General features: G+C 48.8%; 20 protein-coding genes. 13 read left to right on the top strand and 7 right to left on the bottom strand.

The genetic code is table 11. From position 1 onward, the window contains the following. The first annotated feature begins 265 nt into the window (after positions 1-265). The 3 genes from BDT_RS16110 to BDT_RS16100 are packed head-to-tail and all read left to right on the top strand — an operon-like array spanning position 266 to position 6293. On the top strand, positions 266-2512 hold the full coding sequence (locus BDT_RS16110; RefSeq protein WP_041577971.1) for an IPT/TIG domain-containing protein: 2247 nt from the start codon (positions 266-268) through the stop codon (positions 2510-2512). Beyond that, entirely contained in the window at positions 2509-4584 is a 2076-nt protein-coding gene (locus BDT_RS18990; protein WP_015092302.1) for an RCC1 domain-containing protein, read from the top strand. The genes BDT_RS16110 and BDT_RS18990 overlap by 4 nt, the downstream gene beginning before the upstream one ends. Before the next feature lie 23 nt (positions 4585-4607). Then, positions 4608-6293, top strand: a complete 1686-nt coding sequence (locus tag BDT_RS16100; protein ID WP_015092301.1) for a hypothetical protein — start codon at positions 4608-4610, stop codon at positions 6291-6293. Positions 6294-6329: 36 nt separating this feature from the next. Here BDT_RS16100 and BDT_RS16095 read toward each other — a convergent pair whose 3' ends face one another. The 3 genes from BDT_RS16095 to ygiD all read right to left on the bottom strand — a co-directional run bounded on the left by BDT_RS16095 (position 6330) and on the right by ygiD (position 8138). Beyond that, on the bottom strand, positions 6330-6617 hold the full coding sequence (locus BDT_RS16095; RefSeq protein ID WP_015092300.1) for a DUF3817 domain-containing protein: 288 nt from the start codon (positions 6615-6617) through the stop codon (positions 6330-6332). A gap of 93 nt (positions 6618-6710) precedes the next feature. Beyond that, positions 6711-7358, bottom strand: a complete 648-nt coding sequence (locus BDT_RS16090; protein WP_015092299.1) for an alpha/beta hydrolase — start codon at positions 7356-7358, stop codon at positions 6711-6713. Between the two features lie 3 nt (positions 7359-7361). Beyond that, a complete protein-coding gene (gene ygiD, locus BDT_RS16085; protein WP_200859572.1) occupies positions 7362-8138 on the bottom strand; it encodes a 4,5-DOPA dioxygenase extradiol in 777 nt (258 codons plus the stop codon). 280 nt (positions 8139-8418) lie between these two features. Between ygiD and BDT_RS16080 the strand changes: the two genes are divergently transcribed. After that, entirely contained in the window at positions 8419-9213 is a 795-nt protein-coding gene (locus BDT_RS16080; RefSeq protein ID WP_015092297.1) for a hypothetical protein, read from the top strand. Positions 9214-9220: 7 nt separating this feature from the next. Here BDT_RS16080 and BDT_RS16075 read toward each other — a convergent pair whose 3' ends face one another. Then, complete coding sequence (locus BDT_RS16075; protein ID WP_015092296.1) at positions 9221-10510, bottom strand: Hsp70 family protein; 1290 nt, start codon at positions 10508-10510, stop codon at positions 9221-9223. A 143-nt stretch (positions 10511-10653) separates the two neighbouring features. On the opposite strand from BDT_RS16075, the gene BDT_RS16070 reads away from it, so the two are divergent. Then, positions 10654-11778: a 3D domain-containing protein gene (locus BDT_RS16070; RefSeq protein WP_235046162.1), complete on the top strand. Its 1125-nt coding sequence runs from the start codon at positions 10654-10656 to the stop codon at positions 11776-11778. Between the two features lie 52 nt (positions 11779-11830). Here BDT_RS16070 and BDT_RS16065 read toward each other — a convergent pair whose 3' ends face one another. After that, positions 11831-12853 carry a hypothetical protein gene (locus BDT_RS16065; protein ID WP_015092294.1) on the bottom strand — a complete coding sequence of 341 codons (1023 nt, stop codon included), beginning with the start codon at positions 12851-12853 and terminating at the stop codon, positions 11831-11833. A gap of 105 nt (positions 12854-12958) precedes the next feature. Here BDT_RS16065 and BDT_RS16060 point away from each other — a divergent pair, with 105 nt between their 5' ends. The 8 genes from BDT_RS16060 to BDT_RS16025 all read left to right on the top strand — a co-directional run bounded on the left by BDT_RS16060 (position 12959) and on the right by BDT_RS16025 (position 21117). Continuing rightward, the gene (locus BDT_RS16060) at positions 12959-13513 is read left to right on the top strand and encodes an SLBB domain-containing protein (RefSeq protein WP_015092293.1); all 555 of its coding nucleotides are present in this window, start codon (positions 12959-12961) and stop codon (positions 13511-13513) included. Continuing rightward, positions 13513-14793 (top strand): O-antigen ligase family protein, encoded by a 1281-nt coding sequence (locus tag BDT_RS16055; protein WP_015092292.1) that lies wholly within the window; start codon positions 13513-13515, stop codon positions 14791-14793. Before BDT_RS16060 ends, BDT_RS16055 begins: the two co-directional genes overlap by 1 nt. After that, a complete protein-coding gene (locus tag BDT_RS16050) occupies positions 14793-16061 on the top strand; it encodes an MFS transporter (protein ID WP_015092291.1) in 1269 nt (422 codons plus the stop codon). Before BDT_RS16055 ends, BDT_RS16050 begins: the two co-directional genes overlap by 1 nt. A 103-nt stretch (positions 16062-16164) precedes the next feature. Then, positions 16165-17586, top strand: coding sequence for a hypothetical protein (locus BDT_RS16045; RefSeq protein WP_041577970.1), 1422 nt, complete (start codon positions 16165-16167; stop codon positions 17584-17586). A 6-nt stretch (positions 17587-17592) separates the two neighbouring features. Beyond that, complete coding sequence (locus BDT_RS16040; protein WP_015092289.1) at positions 17593-18738, top strand: polysaccharide deacetylase family protein; 1146 nt, start codon at positions 17593-17595, stop codon at positions 18736-18738. Positions 18739-18747: 9 nt separating this feature from the next. Further along, the gene (locus BDT_RS16035) at positions 18748-19128 is read left to right on the top strand and encodes a YkgJ family cysteine cluster protein (protein WP_011165627.1); all 381 of its coding nucleotides are present in this window, start codon (positions 18748-18750) and stop codon (positions 19126-19128) included. 153 nt (positions 19129-19281) lie between these two features. Then, positions 19282-20328: a hypothetical protein gene (locus tag BDT_RS16030; RefSeq protein WP_015092288.1), complete on the top strand. Its 1047-nt coding sequence runs from the start codon at positions 19282-19284 to the stop codon at positions 20326-20328. 45 nt (positions 20329-20373) lie between these two features. Further along, a complete protein-coding gene (locus BDT_RS16025) occupies positions 20374-21117 on the top strand; it encodes a hypothetical protein (protein WP_015092287.1) in 744 nt (247 codons plus the stop codon). Between the two features lie 16 nt (positions 21118-21133). Here the strand turns inward: BDT_RS16025 and rfaE2 are convergent, their stop codons facing one another. Beyond that, complete coding sequence (gene rfaE2, locus BDT_RS16020) at positions 21134-21601, bottom strand: D-glycero-beta-D-manno-heptose 1-phosphate adenylyltransferase (RefSeq protein WP_015092286.1); 468 nt, start codon at positions 21599-21601, stop codon at positions 21134-21136. A gap of 5 nt (positions 21602-21606) precedes the next feature. After that, a complete protein-coding gene (locus BDT_RS16015) occupies positions 21607-22392 on the bottom strand; it encodes an RDD family protein (RefSeq protein WP_015092285.1) in 786 nt (261 codons plus the stop codon). Between the last annotated feature and the right edge of the window lie 12 nt (positions 22393-22404).

Below are 22404 nucleotides of genomic sequence, written 5' to 3'. Positions count from 1 at the left end.
TGGTTAGATGCCCCAAGCCGTGTGTAACTGACCTCCGGTATTTGTAGATATGGTAATGGAAGACAGGGAATCTTGCTCTTTTCCATCAGTCTATTGCAGGGATTTTCTTCTATAGAGTTCTGAAGAAGAATCGTCTAGAAAAGCAAATGCCCCAAGTTGTCTTTGGTCGAGCTATTGCTGCCATATATAAACAAAAAATCTTGTTTTGAACTATCGCACTCGATGCAGTGTTATAAAGCATATCTTATTTACATGGAGGTATTTAATGAGATGGCGCGTGGCCCTTTTGGGGTCTTTGATTTCCCTATGGTCTTTGCTTGGTGGAAGCGTTGCTGTGGCTTCTCCGAGTCGTAATTATACCAAGGTAGTACAAAAATTAATTCATTTGGATCGCCAATATACCATAACCGATGTCTATATGATGCCTGCGACAGCTGCTGTTGGCGACAACGTTTACTTTGTTGTTGAACTATCTACAGACTTTGAAGGAGAGGCTGAAGTTGATCCGATTGTGGTGGCACAGATAAACGGTGCGCCTGTGCAGATGTATCATCAGGGTGGACGTTTGTGGACAACTGACAAGCGTTCTTTTTTGACTGCTGGGTCATTGAACTTTGAAGCACAGTTTTTCTTGCAGAATAGGCACCAGTCTGAAGCAATCCGTTTGCAACTCCTTGAGGTTCGCCAAGAGATTGATGCTTTGAGCAGACAGATTGTTCGGGAAACGGATCCAGCGAGAAAGGCCTACCTGGAATCCCAACGAGCAGATAAGCAGGTATTTAAGACAGACTTAGAAAACTCTTTGGACTCTCTGAAAAGACCAGTCTCTACAAAAGTCAGCACTCATCAAATTGGACCCGCGATGCCACCAGTGAATTCGCCAGTCTTGACCTCTTGCGAGCCCGCCTATGGCGACTCAGCTGGTAACAAAGTCGTGGTGGTACATGGTCAGAATCTCCTGAATACGACCAAACTTGTAATTGGTGGAAATGAAATTCCACTGCAATCACTTTCTGTGACAGCTTCCTCCATCACCTTTACGACTCCTTCCCTGACAGAGGGATTAAAGAATATCACTATCGAATCCATTCAAGGTGGTAGTACGGTTGTTGCGAATCTTCAAAACGCATATTTCGCAATTGATAACTTGAGTGGTGGCGGCTCAGCTTTTCCGGTGGCTTTTGCGGGGATTCCTGTATCTACACCAGCCGAAACTCCAATCCAGCTGGATGGCAGTTCTTCTTATAGCCCAGATGGTACGCCTGTAACTTACTTATGGAGTATTGTTACAAAGCCGGATGACGCTGGCACTTTAGACGGTGTATTCAATGACAGCACTATTCAAAAACCAGTGTTTAGTTCCGCAGCTCCAGGAACTTACGTTGTTTCTTTGGTGGTTTCAAATGGTGTGAATCAGAGTACGCCATCTTTAACTGTTGTGACTGTGGGGCCAAAAGACCCGCTGACACTACTCCCTTCGGTGATAAACGGGGCGGTTGATCGTAATGGTGTTTATATCGGTACTTTTAAAGCATGTAATAACTTACCTCAAGAGATGAGCTACCAGATTTTTGGTGCCGACCAGATTGTATTTATATCTGGTGGAAAAAAGGGACGCATAGCTAAAAAGTCCTGTCAGACATTTGATTTCTCGGTTGAGAATCACAGTGCCTATACCTTGGGATTCAAGATTCCGTTTGTCGTGCAAACACCTTCCAATCACAAGAAGATTCTTCAGATTGAAGTGGCTCCGACGACGGCTCTGGGCGTTTCGCTGTTAACAAAATTTCCTGTGGAGCAGTGGTCGGGTGAGAGAGATTTAGAAGTTCTATCTGCTAAGTCCTATGTTCCAATATTTGGCGCATTTGACGAAATTTCGGCTACTTCCATTGTTGTCAAAAACACAACCTCATCTCCAATTACGATCACGAATGCTCCTGTTTTAACTCATTTTGGCAGTACCACGGTGTTTGGTGTAGACTTTCCGGTTGGCGGTCTTGTTGTGCCAGCCAACGGTGAATACCTTCTTGATATCTTCGTGGATCCCGCAGGATTTGTCTCGGGTGATTGGGCTGAAGCGTTATTGGAATGGCAAATAGAGAGCAGCGGAGCTCCTCGTACTCTTCTGCTTAGAACGAATAAGTTGCCCGCCCCGATGGCTACCAGTGTTCCGATTGGCTTTGGTCAGCACGAAGAAAGTGCTTTGTTGCCATCTCAGATCCTGAGGGTCCCTTTTGACTTCCTTGGATATCTGAATGGATTTACCGAGGTTGAAGACGTCGATGTTATGAATGACGTATCAGGGCATTTCTTCCTGGATTTGGTTGGTTGGCCAGGCTCAGTCTTAGTGGGAAATGTTGACTATGTGCGATCTGAAGGGGCTGACATTAAATCTACGTTTGATGGTTTGGCTGTCGGAACGTACCAGGCGCGTGTTCTTGTTAAGGTTCGGGGTTACCTAATGCCATTTGAGTATCTTTGTAATATTGAGATCGTGGGGGATACGCCATGAAGAATCTTATTCTTATTTTTTGTTTCGTTATCTTCTGTCTTGATGCGCAGGCGAATGCGCCGAAGTTTCTAGAGTTAAATAGCTATGGCAATCCAATTGTTGGCGGAAGACTGGCACTTATTGCGTCTGTGCGAACGACTCCGACGGATCCTGAGGTCGAGATATACATAACCAGTAAGTTTGATGGCGAGAATCTGAAGGTTACTCGATTCGGGGAAACTGAATATGCGGGGGTTATAGCTAGTCCCGCATTGACTGGATCCTTCGTGTGGGAAGTAAAAGCCTATTTGCAGAATAGGGTTCTGGCGCGAGATGTACAAGCTGCCGTTATTAGAATTGAGAAAGAGATTTTCGCTCTTAATGAACGATACGAGCAGGAGACAGAGTCCGACAAGAAGGCTGCAATTGTGGTCGCAGTTTCCGAGTACGAAACGCAAAAATCAGAGCTTCTTGCTAGGATTGAAAGTCATCGTGTCTTGGTCGAGACTAAAACATTGGACGTGAATATTGGTGACCCACCAGAAATGCGGAGAGCCAGTGAGCCAATCAAAGTGCACATTGATACTCCGACCGGAGACGTTACATTTGGAGATAAAGTCGATATTTTTGTTGATGTGTTTCCGGATACTTCCGAACGAACTAAGAATCGCGTAGAGGCTTGGCTGGGCGGAGAGCGAATTTACTTCGACAAGGTTACGGATAGTAGCTTTAAGACTACGGTAAATAGTGCAGCGCTGGCATTAGGACCTCAGGTTTTGTCGGTCAGTTTCTATTATGCTAACTATCACCATGCTGAGTCTATTCTCAATGCCTACTTGGTTAGCAGTCAAAGAATAGCAGAGCTAATTAGATTTCGGGATTCGGCCTTAGATCCCGCAATTGTAGACTACTATCAAAGAGAACTTAATGACGTAAACCTTATTAGGTCAGCGTTTCAGAATATTTCTGACAACATGCCTGTTCTTGGAGGAACTGAAATCACTCTCGTCAATGTAGTTGATCGACCTGATGAGTTTATGACAGTTGCTGCTGGCTACGATACTGCCTGCGGTATATATCGATCCGCGGTTTATTGCTGGGGTGCAAATGCTAATGGAGAGCTTGGGAACGCTTCGGCTTCTCTATCTACCAATACTCCTACAACTCCTGCTCTATTGAATGGGGTAACGGATATTAAAACAGGTTCAAGTCATAATTGCGCTATTCTCCGAGGCGAATTGTGGTGTTGGGGGGCAAACTCTTGGGGACAACTTGGTACGGGAGATCAGTACGGAAGAAATATTCCGGTTCAGGTCAGTGTGGCCGGTAGATTTGAGAAGTTGTCAGTCGGTGCTGCCCATACCTGCGCTATTTCTAAAGGAACGGTATATTGCTGGGGAAATAATCAATTTGGTCAGCTGGGAGTTGGTTCCACTGAGCAATATATAGTTGTGCCTGCAGAGCTGCCGCTCTCGGATGTGATTGATGTTGCTGCAGGTGACTTTTTTACATGTGCAGTCGTAAAAAATGGAAGTGTTTATTGCTGGGGCCGAAATACAAAAGGAGAACTTGGAAACGGAGGTTACGAGACTTCCTATGCCCCTCGGAAGGTCGCCGGTATTAGTGACGCGAGCGATGTAGAGGCTGGTAATCAGTCCGCCTGTGCTCTGATGTTTGATCAACTAAAATGTTGGGGCAGCGCCGAGTCTGGGCAGTTGGGAAGTACGATTACCAGTGGGAACTCGCCGACTCCAGTAACTATAGATATAGATCCGGTAGTGTCAGTGGCACTTGGTGGAGGATCGTTGTGTGCGATTACAAATCTCGGAAGTGCTAAGTGTTGGGGTAGCGCACAGGGCGGAACCTTGGGCAATGGTCAAACTACTGGCTTTGTAGTTGTGCCAGTGCAAGTTGTGGGTCTCACCTCTGGTGTTACAAGTCTTTCGGTGGCTCCTGGTTATGCGTGCGCTGTGCAAAACGGAGTTTCGAAATGCTGGGGTACTAATGTTGAAGGAAGCTTGGGCGATGGTTCCACTATAGGCGGAACTGCCTCTACACCAGTTGTTGTCGTAACTCCTGGCACCTTTAAATAAATCTTACTGTAAAGCGGTGAAAAATGAATTCTAAGAATAGATTTTTCTTATTTTTGATGTTGTTTTGGGGCATTTCGGCTTCTGCCCAAAGCATCGGTATTATCAGAACAGATCGTCAGCAGTATATAGATGGCCAAAATGCGGCATTGCTAATCTCATTAGCTCCGTTGCATGAGAGTTTGGAATATCATGTTGAAAGCGTGGTCGGTTCGCAATCTCAGAGGGTTATACAGCTTAGTGATAGAGAGTTTGCGGGGGTTTTAAAGTCACTGCAAGTTGGAACCGTGTTGTGGACGGTTCATGTATATTCCCAGAATAAAGTTTTTGCGGAATCTGTGAGATCTCAGATAGTTATTGTTGATAAAGAAATTGTTAAATTAAAGGAACTTAAGTCTATTGAGACCGATCCAGATAAGGCTGCGAGTTTAACCCTAGCAATTCAGAATCTGGGGCAGAAGAAAGCGGATTTGAAAAGTGACTTAGCTTTAAGTCGCAGCTCTGTTGGTACTCTCACGAAAAGTATTAATGTTGCGGCGAGTTTGAAGTCTCGCAAGGTCATGACAGAAGCGCTCATATTATCCACTGAAAGGGTCGCAGATACGTTTGATGCAGGGGATTTATTGAAGGTAGATATAGATATTGATCCACTGGGAACAGGTATTTCAGAAGAACAAGAGTTTGATATTGTGGCTAATTTTAACGCGCAGAGTGTCTTTGCAGTGAAGACTTCTGAAGTTAAGTACAAGTATGAGCGGCAAACATCGATATCTGATATAGGAACAAAGAGTTTCACAGCGTCGCTGTATGGGACAGATAAAGCTGCAGTGTCCTCATTGCGAGTTGCTATTAAAAATGGTGGAACCAGAAAAATTGAAAAGGAAATTGCTAAGGAGTCAGCACTAAGTAGTGCACATCGCGCTTTATATCAAGCAGACATCGATGACCTCAATCTTATACTAGACCTTCTTCATGACGTTGTCGTTAACTTGAGACAACATATTTCTACAAAGACAATAGCAATTTCGATCGTAGCTCCACCACCTGTTGTCATTGTCGGGCAAAGTCTTGAAGTAACTGAGGGTGATACTGTCTCTACGTCATATTCCGTTCGTTTGAGTAGCGAGCCTACTGGGACAGTTACAATTTCAGCCTTGGCAGCTCTGTCTGATGTTCAACTTTCTCTTGATGGGTTGTCTGGCACTCAATCCCTGACGCTGAATTTTGATCAACAAAATTGGAATGCGAACCAAGTGGTGCATGTGAAGGTTCCGGATAATTTAGTGGTAGATGGTGAGAGAAATACGACTATTACGCATACAGCATCTGGTGGGGGTCTGTCTGGGCAGACACTGCCCAGCGTCGCCTTAAAGATCAGTGAGTCTATGCCGAAGATAGTTTGCCTATCAAGTCTTCCACCAATATGGGGGCCATATGATGGAGGTTATTACGAGGTTTCCCTGCCGCACGAACCATCTGGCCCCGTAACTGTTCAGATTGATAGTTCTGGCTGGGATTTTATTTTGAATAATGGAGCCCCCGGTTGGGGTGCCTCATTGGATTTTGATGAAACAAATTGGTATATTCCACAGGCTGTATACATATCTGTTTACGACGGCTGGATGGGGGAGGGGTTCTATACATTTACACAATGGTCAGATGATCCTTCCTATGGCAGTTGCGAAACTGAAGTATTCTATAGTCCCTATTAATAAAAAAGGCCCGTTTCCGGGCCTTTTTTGTTTTTCCTAAACAGTCTCTTTCTTATCGAGATATTTACGTTCAAACCAGAAAGTGCCTGCGGGAAGCACGGCCGCTGCGAAGGAAAGTAATCTTTGTTTCATGGACCAGTTCAGTTCGCTGGCAATGAAGTTTGCCATCAGGATGTAACCGATGAATAGGAAACCGTGGATAGGACCCATGGCTTTCACCATCGCAGGATTGCCTGCCATGTATTTCACAGGCATAGCGATCAAAAGAAGAATCAGGAAGGAAGCCCCTTCGAGCCAACCTAAAATACGGAATGCTTGAATCATAAGTTCACCTCTTAGCCATTGAGATAATCAACTTTAGCATAATGTGCAGCAAAAATGTGCCGCCGGGAGCGCAGCAAAACATTGCAGTCTGGCTCAGATGCGTTTTAAAAGCCATTGGTGCAGGTCCTGAAGCATCTGCGGCGTGATGTGATGGTCTGCTTCATAGTTTTCAAACTGAAAGTCAAATGAGGCGGCCTTCAATACGGCCTCGGTGTTCAGGCCATGAGTATAGGGAAGTTTGCTGTCCTGACGTCCATGCATCAGCAGCACTTTCGGTGAACGGGGATAGGTGCGCTTTTGGGCTTGGGCCGAGATTTCCTGCAGTGTGCGCCCGGAAATCGCGACAAGGCCCTTGAACAGCTCAGGCTCCGTCAAAGCCAAAGAAAGTCCCATGATTGTGCCCTGGCTGAATCCCAGAACAAAAACATTGTCAGCGTCGATCTCCGGATTTTCTTTTGGCAAAGTACGAATGAAATCCACCAGAATTTTTCGCGACTGTTCGGCCTCTTGCTGATTGTGCAAAGGCCCCTGGGCGGTGAAATTCACATGAAACCACGCAAAGCTTCCTGCACCCAAAACCAAGGGGGCACGCAGACTGTAAACTGCAAAGCGGGAATCCAATCCTTCCGTCAGTGAAAGCAATGACTGCTCATTTGCGCCAACCCCGTGAAGCAATAACAGCACGGGGAACTTGCCTTGGGATTTAACTTTTGCCGGACGATAGATGTATTGCAGGCTCATGACTTAGATCTTTCTGCCAAAGCTGAGCGCTCGCATGGAAAGACTTCCCATATCCATGCCTTCCAGTTCCCATTTTACTTCTTCTTTGTCGCCAGCAGCGCCCAGCACATACATCAGCGGCAGATAGTGATCCGGAGTCGGCACACTCAGTTGTCCAGCCAGGGTTTTGCCAAAGTCCTCGGTGACGGATTTAAAATCACGCACTTCCAGACGGGCTTTCACCCATTCGTCAAATTCCACCGCCCAGTCCGAACCCTTGTTCGGAGAGTTCCAGTCGATGCGTCGCAGGTTGTGAACGATGTTGCCGCTTCCCAGAATCAGAACGCCTTGTTTGCGCAACTGATGCAGAGTTTTGCCCAGTTCAAAATGAAAGGAGGCCGGTTCCGACATGTCGATGGAAAGCTGAATCACAGGAATGTTTGCTTCCGGATACATCTTTGCCAGCACCGACCACGTGCCGTGATCCAAGCCCCAGGACTTTTCATCGGCCTGAATTTTTGGATTCTTGGAAAGACGGCGAAGCTCTGCCGCCAGTTCCGGATTTCCCGGAGCCGGGTACTGCATGTCATGTAGTGCTTGCGGGAAGCCATAGAAGTCATGAATGGTGCGAGGTTGTTCCATTTGTGTGACCCAGGTCCCGGCGCTCAGCCAGTGAGCGGACACACAAAGAATCGCTTTGGGTCTGCCGATTTCTTTTCCAAGCTCAAACCAGCGCTGACCGTATTGATTGTCTTCGATGGCGTTCATGGGACTGCCGTGCCCGATGAACAGGGCTGGCATTTCTGCTGAATCGCTTTTACGGGAGGGATCGAAGATCATAAGAAGCTCCTTGGCCGAAGTCAGTTGACTGATCCCGGCGGCGGCAGCAAGGCTGCCAGCTCCCAATAGCAATGATCTGCGACTGATGTCCCGGGATGGTTTCTTCATAGTCTGATTGTCGGACAGTTTTGACTGTTTCGCCAGACCACAGAAATGCAAAGCACTGTTGCACAAGTGAAACAATGGGCCTGTATCACATTGCATTGTGACAGCCTGAGGAAGCGAAGCTAGGCTTCTTTCTATGAGAAAATTTTTTGCCGCATCATTATTGTGTCTGGTGTTTTGTATCAATGGGGGACGTGCTCAGGCCCAAACTATCGATGGCGCCTGGTTGGCGGAAAATTATATTTCCGGAGGCCAGGGATATCCCGGTCTTTTTCGCTCTTGGTATGTCTTCGCCGCGGATCATGTGGATCGTGTGATCTCGCTGGGTGCGCACTACTATAAAGTTAAATATCAAATTCAAAAAAGCGATGGCCGTCAGTGGCAACTGGTGAATCTTGAAACCGGCCTTGCTGAAACTCTTACCATCACTGAGCAAAATCCGGATGTGCAGATCTGTCTGGGGAATGGGGACTGCGCTCTGCACACCCGTGTCGCGGCCTTGCCGGATTTTTACCTGCCGGAAGGGCCATTCCCGGCAGTCAGTCTGTCGGCAGAATGGTGTGTGAACAGTGATTGTGCGATGATTGAATACAGCGACTATCAGGCAGAGCAGTTGTTCAATCGCAGATCTGATTTTTACGGAATTTCTTACCGCTACGATGCTCCTGACGAATTGGAAGAACGTCACGGAATTCGCATGTTCGTGGGTTCCACCTCTTACCGCCTTGAAAACCGTCCTGATCGCCTGGATTCTTTTTCGACCATGCTAAACTTTACCGCAAACCCTGTGGGAAGCGGTCAGGTCGCCGAAGGTCAAACACCTGTGCTGCGCCTGCAAGAGGGGTCTTTCGCCAGCCTGAAGGTGTCTGGTTTTGCCAAGGATATGTCGGTCCGTTTTATTCTTAAACAAAAGAAGCAAGGGCAGGATTAGCTTCTGCCTAAAGAATCTGCGTCCCTTGTGCCACAAAGCCCGCGGCCTCTGTCAGGCCCGAAAGCACCGAGTGGAAGTGGGACTGCGTTTGCAGACGCTGCAAACCGAAACGCTTTTCAAATTCCTTCTGAATGAAGGGCACTTTCGCAGTTCCGCCGGTCAGGCACACCAGATCGACTTGGTCAGCCGTGACGTTTCCGTCCTTCAGGCATTGATCCAGCGATGCAAAGATGTTTTCGCGGGTGTCTTTGGCCCATTCGACAAATTGCGGGCTGGTGAAGTGCTCGCTGATTTCCAGCCCCGGATAATCAAAGTCGAAATCCGTTTCATTGCTGTTGGAAAGGGCGCGTTTGGTTTTTTCAATGTTTTCAAAGAACGGGAAGATCTGCTGGTCTTCAATCAACACGAACAATCTTTCCACGGCTTCGGCATCCTTGGCAGTCAAAGAGCACTTCTTCACTTCACGAATAAATTCGTAAGTGTCTTTTTCTTTCAAGTGCACGATGTGTGCGGGATGATTCAGGCGCAGGGTCACACCTTTGGGCATGGTCATCACGTTGCTTCCCATCGGCAGGCGATAGCGGGACTTGGCGCCAAAGTATTCGTTCAGCTTGTGACTCATGAACACGCTATCCAGGGCATCGCCTGCCAGCGGGCAGCCATCAATGGCCAGCACGTCGTCTTTCGAAAACCCGGAAGGGCGCAGTTTGATCAGCGTGAAATCCGAGGTCCCTCCGCCGAAGTCACCGATCAGAACGATCTTTTCAGAAGTCAGCTGGCGGCGATAGTCAAAGGCGGCTGCCAAAGGTTCCGGAACAAACTGCACTTCTTTAAAGCCGGCGAAGGCCGCGGCTTTTTGCATTCGGTGCAGGGCAAAGCCGTCCGCCACCGAGTCCATGGAATATCTGGCCGGTCTTCCGATCACGGCCTTGGTGACCTCAGTGTCTAAAGTTTTTTCAGCTCGTTTTTTCAACTCCAGCAGAAAGACCCCGATCAGGGTTTCCAAAGTCAGGATGCGGTTGTCGAGAACCGTTCCCAGATAGTTCTGATTGGGCAGGTGAGACTTGAAAGAACGGAATAAGCGACCTTCCATATCCTGCTGAATATACTGCTCAATCGCTTCAGAACCGTAATAACAAAGATCCGGGTTGGGGAAATAGAGCAGGGTCCGCATCATGGTCGGATCCGAGGCTTTTTCATCCAAAGGCAGGGCCTCATAACGCTTGCCTTGATGGTAAGCTCCTACCAGAGAATTACTTGTGCCGAAGTCGATGGATAGAAAAGTGTCTGTGCTCATTACAGCAGGATAACATGGCACCAGTTTTTATCGGTACCTATTTTCGTCACCTCGATTTTCATCTTTTCAAGGGGAACACAAAAATCCCGGGTTTATTGGGGACCTTGGTATTCTGCGCCAGTCTCAAGGTCAGGAGTTTGAATATGAGTAAGAAACATATTGCAATACCTAGTCTATTAGCTGCTTTGCTGGCGTTGTCGGCCTGTGGGCAGATGAAGGCTGGCGTTCATACATTCCACGCCAATCAAGGTACCAATCAGTTGCCGTCCGAAGTGAATAAGGACAGCTACGGCTATTATGGCTATGAAGAAGCCATGGGCACTGATGAAGAGGAAGTGATCGAAGTGATCGCTCCGAAGAAATCTCAAGCGCAAAAAAATGCGAATACCACCAAGACTGAAACGGTAAAGGAAGAAGCGACGCCTGCGGAAACGCCGAAGACGCCAGCTCCAAAACCGCAGCAACCAAAAGAGGAAACTCCAAAGGTTGTAACTCCGAAGCCGGAGACCAAACCCGAAACCAAGCCGGAACCAAAACCAGTAGCCAAGCCTGTGGTGCCGGAAAAAATTGCTGAAGAAGCACCAGATAACAGTGAAGAAGAACCCGAAGTTCCGTCCATTCCAAAAAGTGAAATGGTAGGCCCTGGTGTTTTGAAGCCGACTGTTTACTACTTTGTGATTATTGATGAAGACAAAAAGACTCTGTGCCCGGCCAACACCAAAAGACCGCTTTATGGTGAAGGCGGCAAAACATTGTTGAAGGTCTGCCCAAAAACTGCGGAAGCCTGCTCACTGCAGGGCACTTGCGGTGTTGTGCAAAAGGGTGTGACTCACACGTTTAATATTATCGGTAACTTCCAGGGTCAGGATCGTTTCTTTGAAATTCCTCATGACGGCTGCCGATTCGGTTACGGTGTGCGCAGTTCATGCCTTGATCCGTTCTATACATTGGCAGCGGATCTGACGATCTATAAGCCGGGTGAGGTTATTTACATTCCTGCGGTGGTGGGTTTGGAACTGCCTGATGGATCCAAGCACAGTGGTTACTTTGTGATCCGTGACCGTGGTCATGGCATCAAGGGTCTGGGCCGCTTTGACTTCTTCACGGGACACTACAGCTGGAACAACTCCAAAAACCCGTTCAAGAAACTGGGTCTGGGAGATGTTAAAACCAATATTCCTTATTTCCGAATTAAAGGTGAGGCTGCGAAGCAGGTTCAGGAATACAGATCGTATCCGGATCTTCCTCGCCATGCGGTCACTAAATAGTCACGCGGTGACTATTTAGTGTCCCGCGTGATCGAGGTCTGAAAAGAAAGAACTAAGTTGATACCTGTTGTTGCTGCTGTTGAGGAACCGGAGCTCCCTGAACCTGAGCGGCGGCAACCTGAGCCATCTGAGCCACGGCCATCTGCGCGTGTTGCGCCTGCTGATGGTAGTAGTTCAGCTTCTGGACGTACTCTTTAAGCGCGCCGTTTTCCTGTTTCAGCACACCCAGTTGAGTCAATGCCTGCTGCAGGTGACTGTAGTAGTCCTGAGCTTCCAGGGACTTTTTGTCCAAAGCCAGCTTCATTTCCACAATCTTGGTTTCGGCCACGGACATCAGGTTTTTCAGAACGTCATTTTGCTGAGCCGCTGAAGACTCGACTTCGCTGAAGGAAGCAGAGATCTTTTCGATCTCTTCATTCAGGGAAGTGATTGTTTCATCACGCTGGGTGATGGTGTTTTGCAGCTCTTCCACGTTGTTCTGAAGGTTTTGGCGTTCGCCTTTCAGTGTGTGGATTTCGTTTTCAAAGTGTTCACGCTGTTCTTCCCACAAGGACTCTTCTTTGGCGAAAGCACTTTTGGCTTTCATCAGCTCCATGGAGGTTTCGTCTTTCAGCGCCTGATTCAGATCCAGGTCTCTTTGCAGTTGTTTGTTCTTTTCAAACAGTGCCTGGCTGTATTTCTTTTCTTCGCTTTGCATTTGCAAGGCGCGCGCTTTCAGACCTTGGATCTCAAGCTGCAGTTGCAGGCTGAGCTCCAAAGACTTCGCCAGATCGCCACTCAACTTGGTGTTGTTCGAGCGCTCAGCAATCAGTTGATTGGCAAGGCCCTGCAGTTGTGCGTCCAACGTTTCAGCACCGTAAGACACGTTCTCCAGGGACTTGATCTTCTCGCGAAGTTCTTCCTGGCTGCCTACCAGCTCTGAGTGGAATTTTTTCATCTGAACTTGCATCTGCTCATACTTTGGTGGGGCTGGCACTGGACCGTCTTCCGGTTGTGTGCTTAGCTCATTGAGTTTGCCGCAGATCTCATCAAAAAGTTTTTCGTGATCAGGAACAGAGTTCGTCATAGACTTCATTGTGAAGCACAGACGGAAGTCAAGTCATCGAAATTTATTGACAAGAGTCGAGGCTCTCGATTTAGGTCCAGTGTTGAATACGCACGAGTGTAGAAGGAGAGAGTAATGAATATCCAAAAGTCCCTGCGCCTGTTTGTGGCTTTCATCTTTGGGTTGGCTTGCACCCCGGCTGTTCATGCCCAAGAGTTGGGTTTGTTAAGCGACATCAAGCCGCCGGCACAAGCCTCTGAATACATCTTCCGTTCTTCCCCTAAAGAATCCCTGATCAGTGTTCAATTGCTGGGGGCGGTTTATAAACCAGGCATCTATTACGTTCCTGCAAATACCGAACTGTTGAAGCTTTTGACTTTGGCGGGGGGAACCACAAACGGGGGGGACCTTTCTGAGGTTCTGGTTCGTAAAACGGAACCGAAATCATGGTCCGATCTGAATATGAAAGCGCTGAGTGAATATCAAGGCGCCTATGAAGTGGATGCCGAAAAGATCATCAAATACGGCGGCGGCAAGAATCTGAAGCTGGGCCAGGATGACTTTGTCTATGTTCCACCGCGCACTCCCTGGATCAGCAGTGAAGCTTCCCGCGGCATCACGATTGTGTCCATCGTTTTGGGGATCGTGCTAACAGCAGTTCTGATCGATAAAAATACTGGGGATAAATAATGATCCGGGCCCGCGATGGTCGAATTCTATTTCTGATCAAAGCCCTGGTGGCCCTGTTGTTCCTTTCCAAGATCTCTTTGGGAAGCTTTTTGCTTCCCGTACCTTACAGCTTTTCATTTTTGATTTTTCAGCAGGGCATGCATCCCTTCGTGAATGTGTTCCTGTGCTTCCTGTTGGGCCTGCCACTGGGCCTGATGTGGTTGAAGGTGCGCGATCGGCATCATTTAAGTGGTTTCTATAAGCTCTTTGTCTTTGCCCTGATCCTGACCATGACGGTGCAGACCCTTTTACAAATCAGCTTTGTGAACACCGAGGAATCTCCGGTCATGCAAGTCGGAGCTTTGGCCGTGTCGCTGTTTATGGTGGTGATATACGGCATGATCATTCCCAGTCTGTGGGACGTAAAAGATTTCATGTACTTTGTGCAGCGCTGGTCGGGCGTGCTGGTGCTGATTTCACTGGTGCTGTGGTTAGTTGCCGGTGGAGCCGTCTTTAAGGGCGGTCGCTTTGTCGGCGTCTTTAAACACATTCCGCATATGGTGACCTGTGCGACTGTGGCCTTTGTGTTTTCATTGGGAACTTTGCTTGAAGACCGGAAAATGAAACATAAGGTTTTCAGCGCGCTGGTGTTGGCGGGAAGCTTCTTTGCCATCATTTTAACGGGAACCCGTTCGTCCGCCGGGGCGGCCGTGCTGGCTTTCATTGTCACGATGGTTTTGCATAAAACTGAAACCAATGAAGGGCGTATTTTCAAGTTCGCATCTTTGTCGATTCTGCTGACATTTGCGCTGTTCTTCGGAACCCAGGTGTATGATTTCGCCCGCGGGGTCGCCACGGGGCAAAGCTCTTTGGGCACGCGCGAGGCGCAGGACGGGATCGCGTCTCGCTGGGAAGAGGTCGAACGGGGCAGTCAGATCTTCCTGCAACAGCCTTGGTTGGGGCACGGACTTCTTTCGAAGTTTGCTTCCGGAAATGAAGTCGATGTTTCCAACTACAACGCCATGAAAGACCCGCACAATATCTTTGTCTCGGCCGGGGTGATCGGTGGCTGGCCGCTGATTGTGCTTGCTGGCATCTCGCTAATCCTGATGCTTGTCGGGTCTTTTAAAGCCCTTGTGAGCTTTGACATTTCCAAACGACAGGTCGCGATCTATTTACTGTCCCATATTCCTATTCTGGTTATTTATCACATACACTTGTCTCTAGGAGGCATGGCAGATCGTCTTTACTGGATGGTCTTTGGCTTTATTGCTGCGTCGGTCTCTCGAACAGGAAAATAATGAAAGGCTTCGGCTACGGCTTTGCAGAGTTGGGAATCAACTGTGTTGAGATTTTCCTGCGTCTGCATTTGCTCGTCTTTTATACTCAGGAAGTGGGTTTAAATTCATCCTTGGCCGGGTTGGCGCTGGGACTGGCCATCTTTTGGGATGCGCTGATTGATCCGATGATCGGTTACTATTCTGATCGTGTGCGCTTCAAGCGGGGCGAGCGCTATTCTTTCCTGCCCTGGGGGCTGGTATTTTTGTGTGTGAGCATCATGGGATTGTTGAATCCTCCGCCCATGGAATCCATGACGACAAAATTTTTGTATCTGCTGGGGTTCTCACTGCTGGTGAATACGGCCTACACCTGCTTGAGTGTGCCGTATTCGGCGCTGGTGGGGGATCTGGCTGAAGATTCCCGTGAGCGTTCCAAGTTGATTGGCTGGCGGCTGGCTTTCGGCAATCTGGGTGCGATCTTTGGAATTGCGGTACCGGGATATTTTCTGATCGCGCGTGAATCAAAGCCCTATGCGCAGACGGCGTGGATGATTGTGTTGCTATTGTGTGTGGGCACGCTGGTGTCGTGGTACACGGCTCTTCGCTATAACCGTCCGGCTAGGCAGGGACAAGGGCAGGCCAAGTTTTCGATGTTTCAGCCGCTGAAGAACCGCAACTTCATGCCGCTGCTGTCGGCTTATTTTGTGGCAAATATCGGTCTGACTTTCAACTCGTCGGTGGCTTTGTATTTTTATCGCGAGGCCCTGGAATTTTCCGAAAAAGAAATCACCGCCGTTTTGCTGCTGTTTCTGCTGTCGTTCACCATTGCCATCCCGGGCTGGTTGCTGTTGGTCAAGTACGTGCCCAAGCGCCGGGCCCTGATGTGGGGGGTGTTTGTTTTAGGCATGGTGAGCTCCTTCATCTATCCCATGCTGCCTCCAGAGCAAGTGGGCTGGGCTCTGTTGTGGGCCTCTGGCGTCGGGGGAATGCTGGTAGGCTCTGCCGTGCTTTTGGAGTCGCTCTTGACCGATATAGTGAAGGCCGAAGAAGATCGCACGGGACGTGACGAATTAGGGCTCTATTTTGGGGTGTGGAAAATGATCGGGAAGATCTCTCGGGGGGTGGCTTTGGCTGTTACCGGACAGATCCTGACCTGGGCCCTGACTGAGCAGTCCGAAGTAACCCATTTCCGACTGGGACTTGCCTTCGGTCCGCTGGTTGGGAGCCTATTCATTCTGGCGGTCCTTCTGCTGTGGAAGTTGTCAAATGGGCGCTCTGCCGTGAAGTAATTTCAAACTCTTAATCCTCATTGCTTATATAACACAGGCCAAAGCCATTTTTCGGTGGCACAACCAATGCTTACAGGTTCGTGACACTAGAAGGTGGGGAAATATGAGTGATCAACATATTGAACCGGAATTAACAGTAGGCGAAATTATCAAACTGTATCTGTCGCACTGGCGGATGTTTGCCCTGTTTACCGCAGTTCTTTTTGCAATCAGCGCTTTAGTTTATGCCGTTAAGGTTCCATTTGTGGCCAACTCCACGATCGTGATCCACGATTCCCAGAACTCCTCCTTGCAGGCGTTCTCGAACCAGTTCTTTGGCATGTCCAAGTCGGTTCAGGAATCCAAAAAGGGCAGCAGCGTTCTTTCCAAGCACATTGAATATCTTAAAACCCGTGAATTCTATGAGGATCTGCTGAACCGCGTGCAAGCCCGTGGCAACAGCAAGGAAATCACTCTGGAAGAGCGCAAAGGTTTTGAGATCTTCAAAGAAAAGTACCTGAACGGTCTGGCTGCAAATCCAGAAAGCAAAGTTCAGTTGCTGCAGATTTTGAATGCCTGGACAAAAATCAATCTGGATTCTGATTTCGAGATCCGCGTTTCTGCGGTGACTCCAATTAAGTCCATGTCGTTGTTCCTGTCCAACACGGTTTCTGAACTGGCAGCGGAAAAGCTGAAGACCCGCGAGCTGAGTGAAATCAACCGTGTGGAAGACTTCATGACAAAACAAAAAGCCGATGCTGATGAAAAGCTTGTTTCCCTGGGCAAGCAGCTGGCTGAAATGCAGAACAAAGATGAAAATCTGCTGCCTTTGGCTTCCAAAGACAAGATGGGTGATTACGTTTCTGACCTTTTGGTTCGTTCCAACGAGATCAAACTGAAAATGGCGGAAAACAGAAAGATGATCGATTATCTGCAGGCCGGCCGTGGCAAGCAGAAAGAATCTGCACTGTACGGTGTGGGTGGTCGTATTGAGGCTTTGAAAATCGAAAACAACATCCTGGCTGGCAAGCTGGGTCAGGTGCAGGCTTCCATCGCTCAACTGAAAAAGGAAGTGAAAGACCTTCCGTTCGCAGCCCAAATGGTCGAAGACCTGAAAAAGAAATCCGAGCTTGAGTTCAACCGTTATAAGGAACTAAGCACAGCGTTGACCAAATTGGATGCGATGAAGATTTCCATCGACACGCGTTTTGAGGTTCTGGAAAGAGCCCGTTGGGAAACAACCCTGCCGCAGATCGGCCTGTTGAGCCTGGGTCTTTTGTCTTTGTTGTTCAGTCAGTTTATCGGTTCTTTGGTGATCTATTTCAGATACCTGTGGAACCCGCATGTGGTGACGGCGCAGGCCTCCCGCAACTTGGTTATCTTCGACAATCACTCCGTGGATCCACGTGTGATTATTGAAAATTCCAAGATCAAATTCAGTTTAAAGAAACCGGAAGCCAAGAAGGACGACGAAACCCAGGACGAACAGCAGAAGATTGCTTGGAACGTTCTTAATGTAGGTCAGGGTACTGACGTTTCTCAGTAGGTGAATATGAAGAATCTTGTTTTCGGGGGAATGTTAATCATGTCTGCGGCTTCCTTGGTGGGATGTGGAAGCCAGATCGGTAGCAGTGTTCGTCAGGCGGTGTCTGACAACCAATCAGCGCAAACGCTGGTTGAGTGGGAGAACTCTGAAGCCAACCCGGAAGCATTGTTTGCTAACTGGCGCCATGAATTCATGGTTGATTCCAGCAAGCGTGAATCCATGAAGACCGAACTGTGCAAGGAGCTTCAAACGCTTCCGGCCCAGGATCTGACTTTGTTTGAAAATGAAATCCGCGATGAAAACAACCGCGCTTTGGTGAGTGGTTGTAAAGAAGAGCTTCTGGCTCAGGTGGATGCGCACTTTGATGAACAGCGCGAAACCATGGCCGTTCAGGGGCATGCTCTGAAAGCTGTGCAGTCACAGAATTCTTTCCGTTTCCCTGACAACACCCAAAAGCGTGATATGTCCAATGGATATATGGCGGTAAGAGGTGACGTGGCTCGCAAGGAAATCGTTCTGACCTTTGACGATGGTCCTCACGGCCTTTACACTGACGCGATCTTGCGTGCTTTGAAGGAAGTGAATGCGAAAGCAATGTTCTTCGCCACCGGTAAATCTGTACGAACCAATCCGGATGCTTTGAAACGTGTTGCCGCTGATGGACATGTTATCGGCAGTCACTCGATCACGCACGCGTGCTTGGGAACCAGCATTGCCTGCTACAAACAAATGGGCAATCGCAACCTGACTTTCGATGAAGCCGCAGCGGAAATCCGCGGTGGTCACCAGGCGGTCTTTGATGTTCTTGGTTGGGTGGACCCCGTGTTCCGCTTCCCTTATGGTGAGACTTCCAAGGATTTGAAAGCTTTCCTGAAAACCAAGTCCACCGGTGAGTTTGCTTGGAATATTGAAAGTGACGACTGGAGAACTCAAAGCAATGAACAGTTGTTGGCCCGCGTTCTGGCGAACGTAGAAAGTCAGGGGCGTGGCATCGTCCTTTTCCATGACATCCAAAGAAGAACTGCTGAAATCATGCCTCAGTTTTTGCGCGAGCTTTACAACCGTGGCTACAGTGTTGTATTGCTGACTGCCGCAGATCCGTCTGCGAAGTACAACAGCAAACTGGTAAAAAGAAAGCAGCAGCTTCCATAGTTATAGTTCATGAAAAAGCCTGATATCGACCGTCCTTCGACGTGGAAACCCTATAAATCTGGAATGTGCAATGGCTGCCATGGCGGCTGTTGCACGATGCCGGTCGAGATCAAAATCTCGGATCTGATCCGCTTGGGTGTCGCCACCGAAGACGAGGCCCAGGGCTCCATCAAGAAATTAGCCAAGCGTCTGATGAAAGAGGGCATTATCGTGTCCTACCGCTCAGGCACCGAGTTCTTCATGCTGTCTCAAAAAGCGAACCGGGACTGTCTGTTCCTGGATACCAAAACCCGCCTGTGCACGGTCTATGAAAAGCGCCCGGACACCTGCCGCGAGTTCCCCTCTATCGGCCCGCGCCCTGGCTTCTGCCCCGGCTCCAGCCACGTCTGATTCCATTGTCCCATTCTGAGAAATGATCAAAAACCTGACAGGGGGTTGCGCAAGTACGGCTCTGTCTCAGAGTGGATTGCGCTAAATGCTCTATATTGGCCAATAGGTGGCACAGGCACTGCTCTTACATACAGATAGGAACAGGAGGCCCCAATGAGCTTCACAGATAAAAAACTCGAAATCGCAATCGTCGGCTTTGCCATCGTGATGGTGGGCGGGATGAGCTATCTGTTGAAATCCCCTGTTCAAAACGTGATGAAGGAGCTTGAGGTCGTTTACGAAATGCCTCGCCCGAAATCCATTCTGGCGGCTTTGTTTGACCTGGGTGACCGTGAAATCTCCCGTGATTACAAGAACCCGTTTGAAAAGAAAAAAGCTGATACGAAGAAAGCAGAAGCTCAAGCGGCAGGTCAAAAGCCAGCGGCTGCAAAAACTGCGGCTAAAAAGAAAGAAAACTCCAAAGCTCCAACTGAAATCAAGAAACCATCCGTTGATATCAACGTGGTGGGTGCTGATGAAAACCGCGCCAATCTGGGTGAAGATATCACGGTGGGCGATGGCAACGGCAACAATCAGATCGCGGAAGACACTTCTGGTAACAACAAACAGGCAGAACCGAACAAATCCGCTTTGTCCGGTGATCAGTGGCGCGCTCTTTTGCAGGCTCAGCCTACAAAAGAAAACGTGGCTAAGCTGATTGCGGCTTATGAATCCAAAGAAGTGGACGATCAGACATTCTATACAATCGTGACGGATCTTCTTCGTGGCAATAAAACTGAAACTCAGCTTCTGGGTCTGATGGCCTTGAAGGGTGCTTACAGCGCGAAAAGCTTCGCGGTGGCAGCTCAGTATCATGATTCCCTGGCTCCGGAAGTTCAGACTCAGGTACAAAGCTATATGATAACTTACGCGGCTTCCGGTCGCTTGCCTTACCTGATGTCTGCTTTGCAAACCAACAACGCTGAGGTGGTGAGTGCAGCGACACAAGTTGTGATGCAGGGTTATGCTGCGGCAAAAACAGGTACGAACCTGTCTGACCCACGCGGCTCCCGCGGTGACGTGGTTGCAAACTCTGTTGAAAGCTACAGCAAATTTGTTCCCATCTTCCAGCAACTGGCACAGAGCCAGGACAGCGAAATCGCAGGAATGGCTTCTGCAGCTTTGAGTCAAATTCAAACTGCGGCGGTTGCGTCTCTTTAAAACTGGACAGCTCCCGTCTTTTTCGATGAGAATAAGCCCATATTTATGGGCTTTTCTAATTTCTGGCGCAGCTTCATTTTGATGATCGCATTGGTGGGAACTTCTTATTCCCATGCCGCCACTGATTTGCCCCGCAACCTGACTGTTGGTGATCAGATCCGCACTTTGCAGATTCTGGGATTTGGATCGGCCTCCAAAATTCTTGATAATCCGTATCCACTGGGTGGTTACACGGGGATTGAGGTTGGCCTTTCCACGGAATTCATTCCCGCCGAAGACCTTTCCACTTTGGGCAGCAAGACCGCCGACAAAGGCGAGTTCAATTACTACACCCTGACTATCGGTAAAGGCCTTTACTACAACATCGACGCACACGTGTATTTCACACCGACCGTGCAGGATGAAAAGATGCAGAACTTCGGTGCGCAACTGCGCTGGGGTTTTTATGAAGCCAGCTTCTTCCCGCTGACGTTGACGGCGATGGTTTATGGCGGGGGCGCGAACTTTTCAAATCTGATCAATGTGTCCAGCATGGGTTATGATCTGATTGCGACGGTCACCATGGATCGTCTGGCGATCTATGTGGGGGGCGGACGTTTGCGCGCGACAGGCACCTTTATCGGTGGTCCCGACGGGATCACTGCTGATCAAAACACCGTGACCCAGGATATCGTTGAAGACCACGCGGTTTTCGGTATCAACGTGGATATCGCTAAAATGTTCATCGCCATGCAAATCGACCGCTACGCCGATTCAGTGTATAGCGGAAAAATTGGTTTCCGCTTCTAAATTTAAAATTTGAAAATTACTGCTGGGCTTTTTCGATCAGTTTGGTCGTGGATTTGCCATCGACAAACTGCAAGGACATGACCTGACCGCCGTAAGACATCACAAACGGAGCGCCGACGATGGAATCAATCTTCCAGTCGCCGCCTTTGACCAGAATGTCAGGACGTACCTTGTGAATCAGATTTTCCGGAGTGTCTTCAGTGAAGATGACGGTGAAGTCCACAGCACCCAGCGCTGCCAGAATCTCGGCGCGGTCGGCTTCGATCTGCACGGGGCGGGTAGGGCCTTTCAGGCGCTTCACGCTGGCGTCCGAGTTCACGCCCACCACCAGCAGATCACCCAGCTTCTGAGCTTCTTGCAGATAGCGCACGTGACCCACATGAAGAAGGTCAAAGCAGCCATTGGTGAACACGATTTTTTTGCCGGCAGCGCGAAGAGGGGCCAGAGTCGTTTCAATGTTATCGAGATTACGGACCTGACCCATAGAACTTATGCCTTTTTGAACAGTTGAGCGCCAGTGATGGAGCCCGTGATATCTTGATTGAACAGAACGGACAGAACCGGAAGGATCGCAAAACCAGTTGCGATCACCACCAAAGAACGTGCAACCACTTTCAAAGAGTAAGCGGCTTTGTTCAGCTCTTCAGGTTTTCCGATACGTTGATCAAACGCCCATTCACCCGGAGTGCAACCGACAAAGATGCGGTTCACAGTCAGATAGATGAAGGATACGCCAGCGAACAGACTGAAGGTCGCCAGATAGATCATGCCCTGAGAATCCGGATTGGTCAGATTGCCAATCAGGTCCACTTTCGTCACAACCAGCAGGATGATCATGCAAAGAAGACTTGCCGCAACCACCAGCATTCCGTCCAACAAAGCGGCCGAGAAGCTGAATGTGGTTTTTTTGAATTCTTCTTTGGTAGCAGTGCCCGTGATCTTTTGTTTCGTCGTGGACTTGTCGAAGTCCAGACGACGGTTTTTCTGCAGAGTCTTAAGGATCTCATCCACCGCCGCAGAAGACGTGCCGTCGCCGCCAACTTCAGTCAAACCACCTGGAGTCGGTGGCAGGGAAGCTGTTGTCGCTTTTTTGCGTGGCAATGGTGGACGAAGAGGATCGGTGGAAGCTTCTTCAATCAGCTCCAGACCTTGGTCCTTCTTGATGCGTGGGGTGGCTACGAAGTTTTCTTCCGGAGCTGGATTTGCCTGTTTTTTCTTGTGAAAACCCAAACCATCCGTGAGGGGCTTAAACTCAAATTCCTCAAAAGGATCCATGCCTTCTCCTTA

The sequence above is a fragment of the Bdellovibrio bacteriovorus str. Tiberius genome (assembly GCF_000317895.1).
Lineage (GTDB): Bacteria > Bdellovibrionota > Bdellovibrionia > Bdellovibrionales > Bdellovibrionaceae > Bdellovibrio > Bdellovibrio bacteriovorus_F.
Note: the sequence above shows the minus strand (reverse complement) of the source record. Positions and strands in the feature narration are given on the sequence as shown.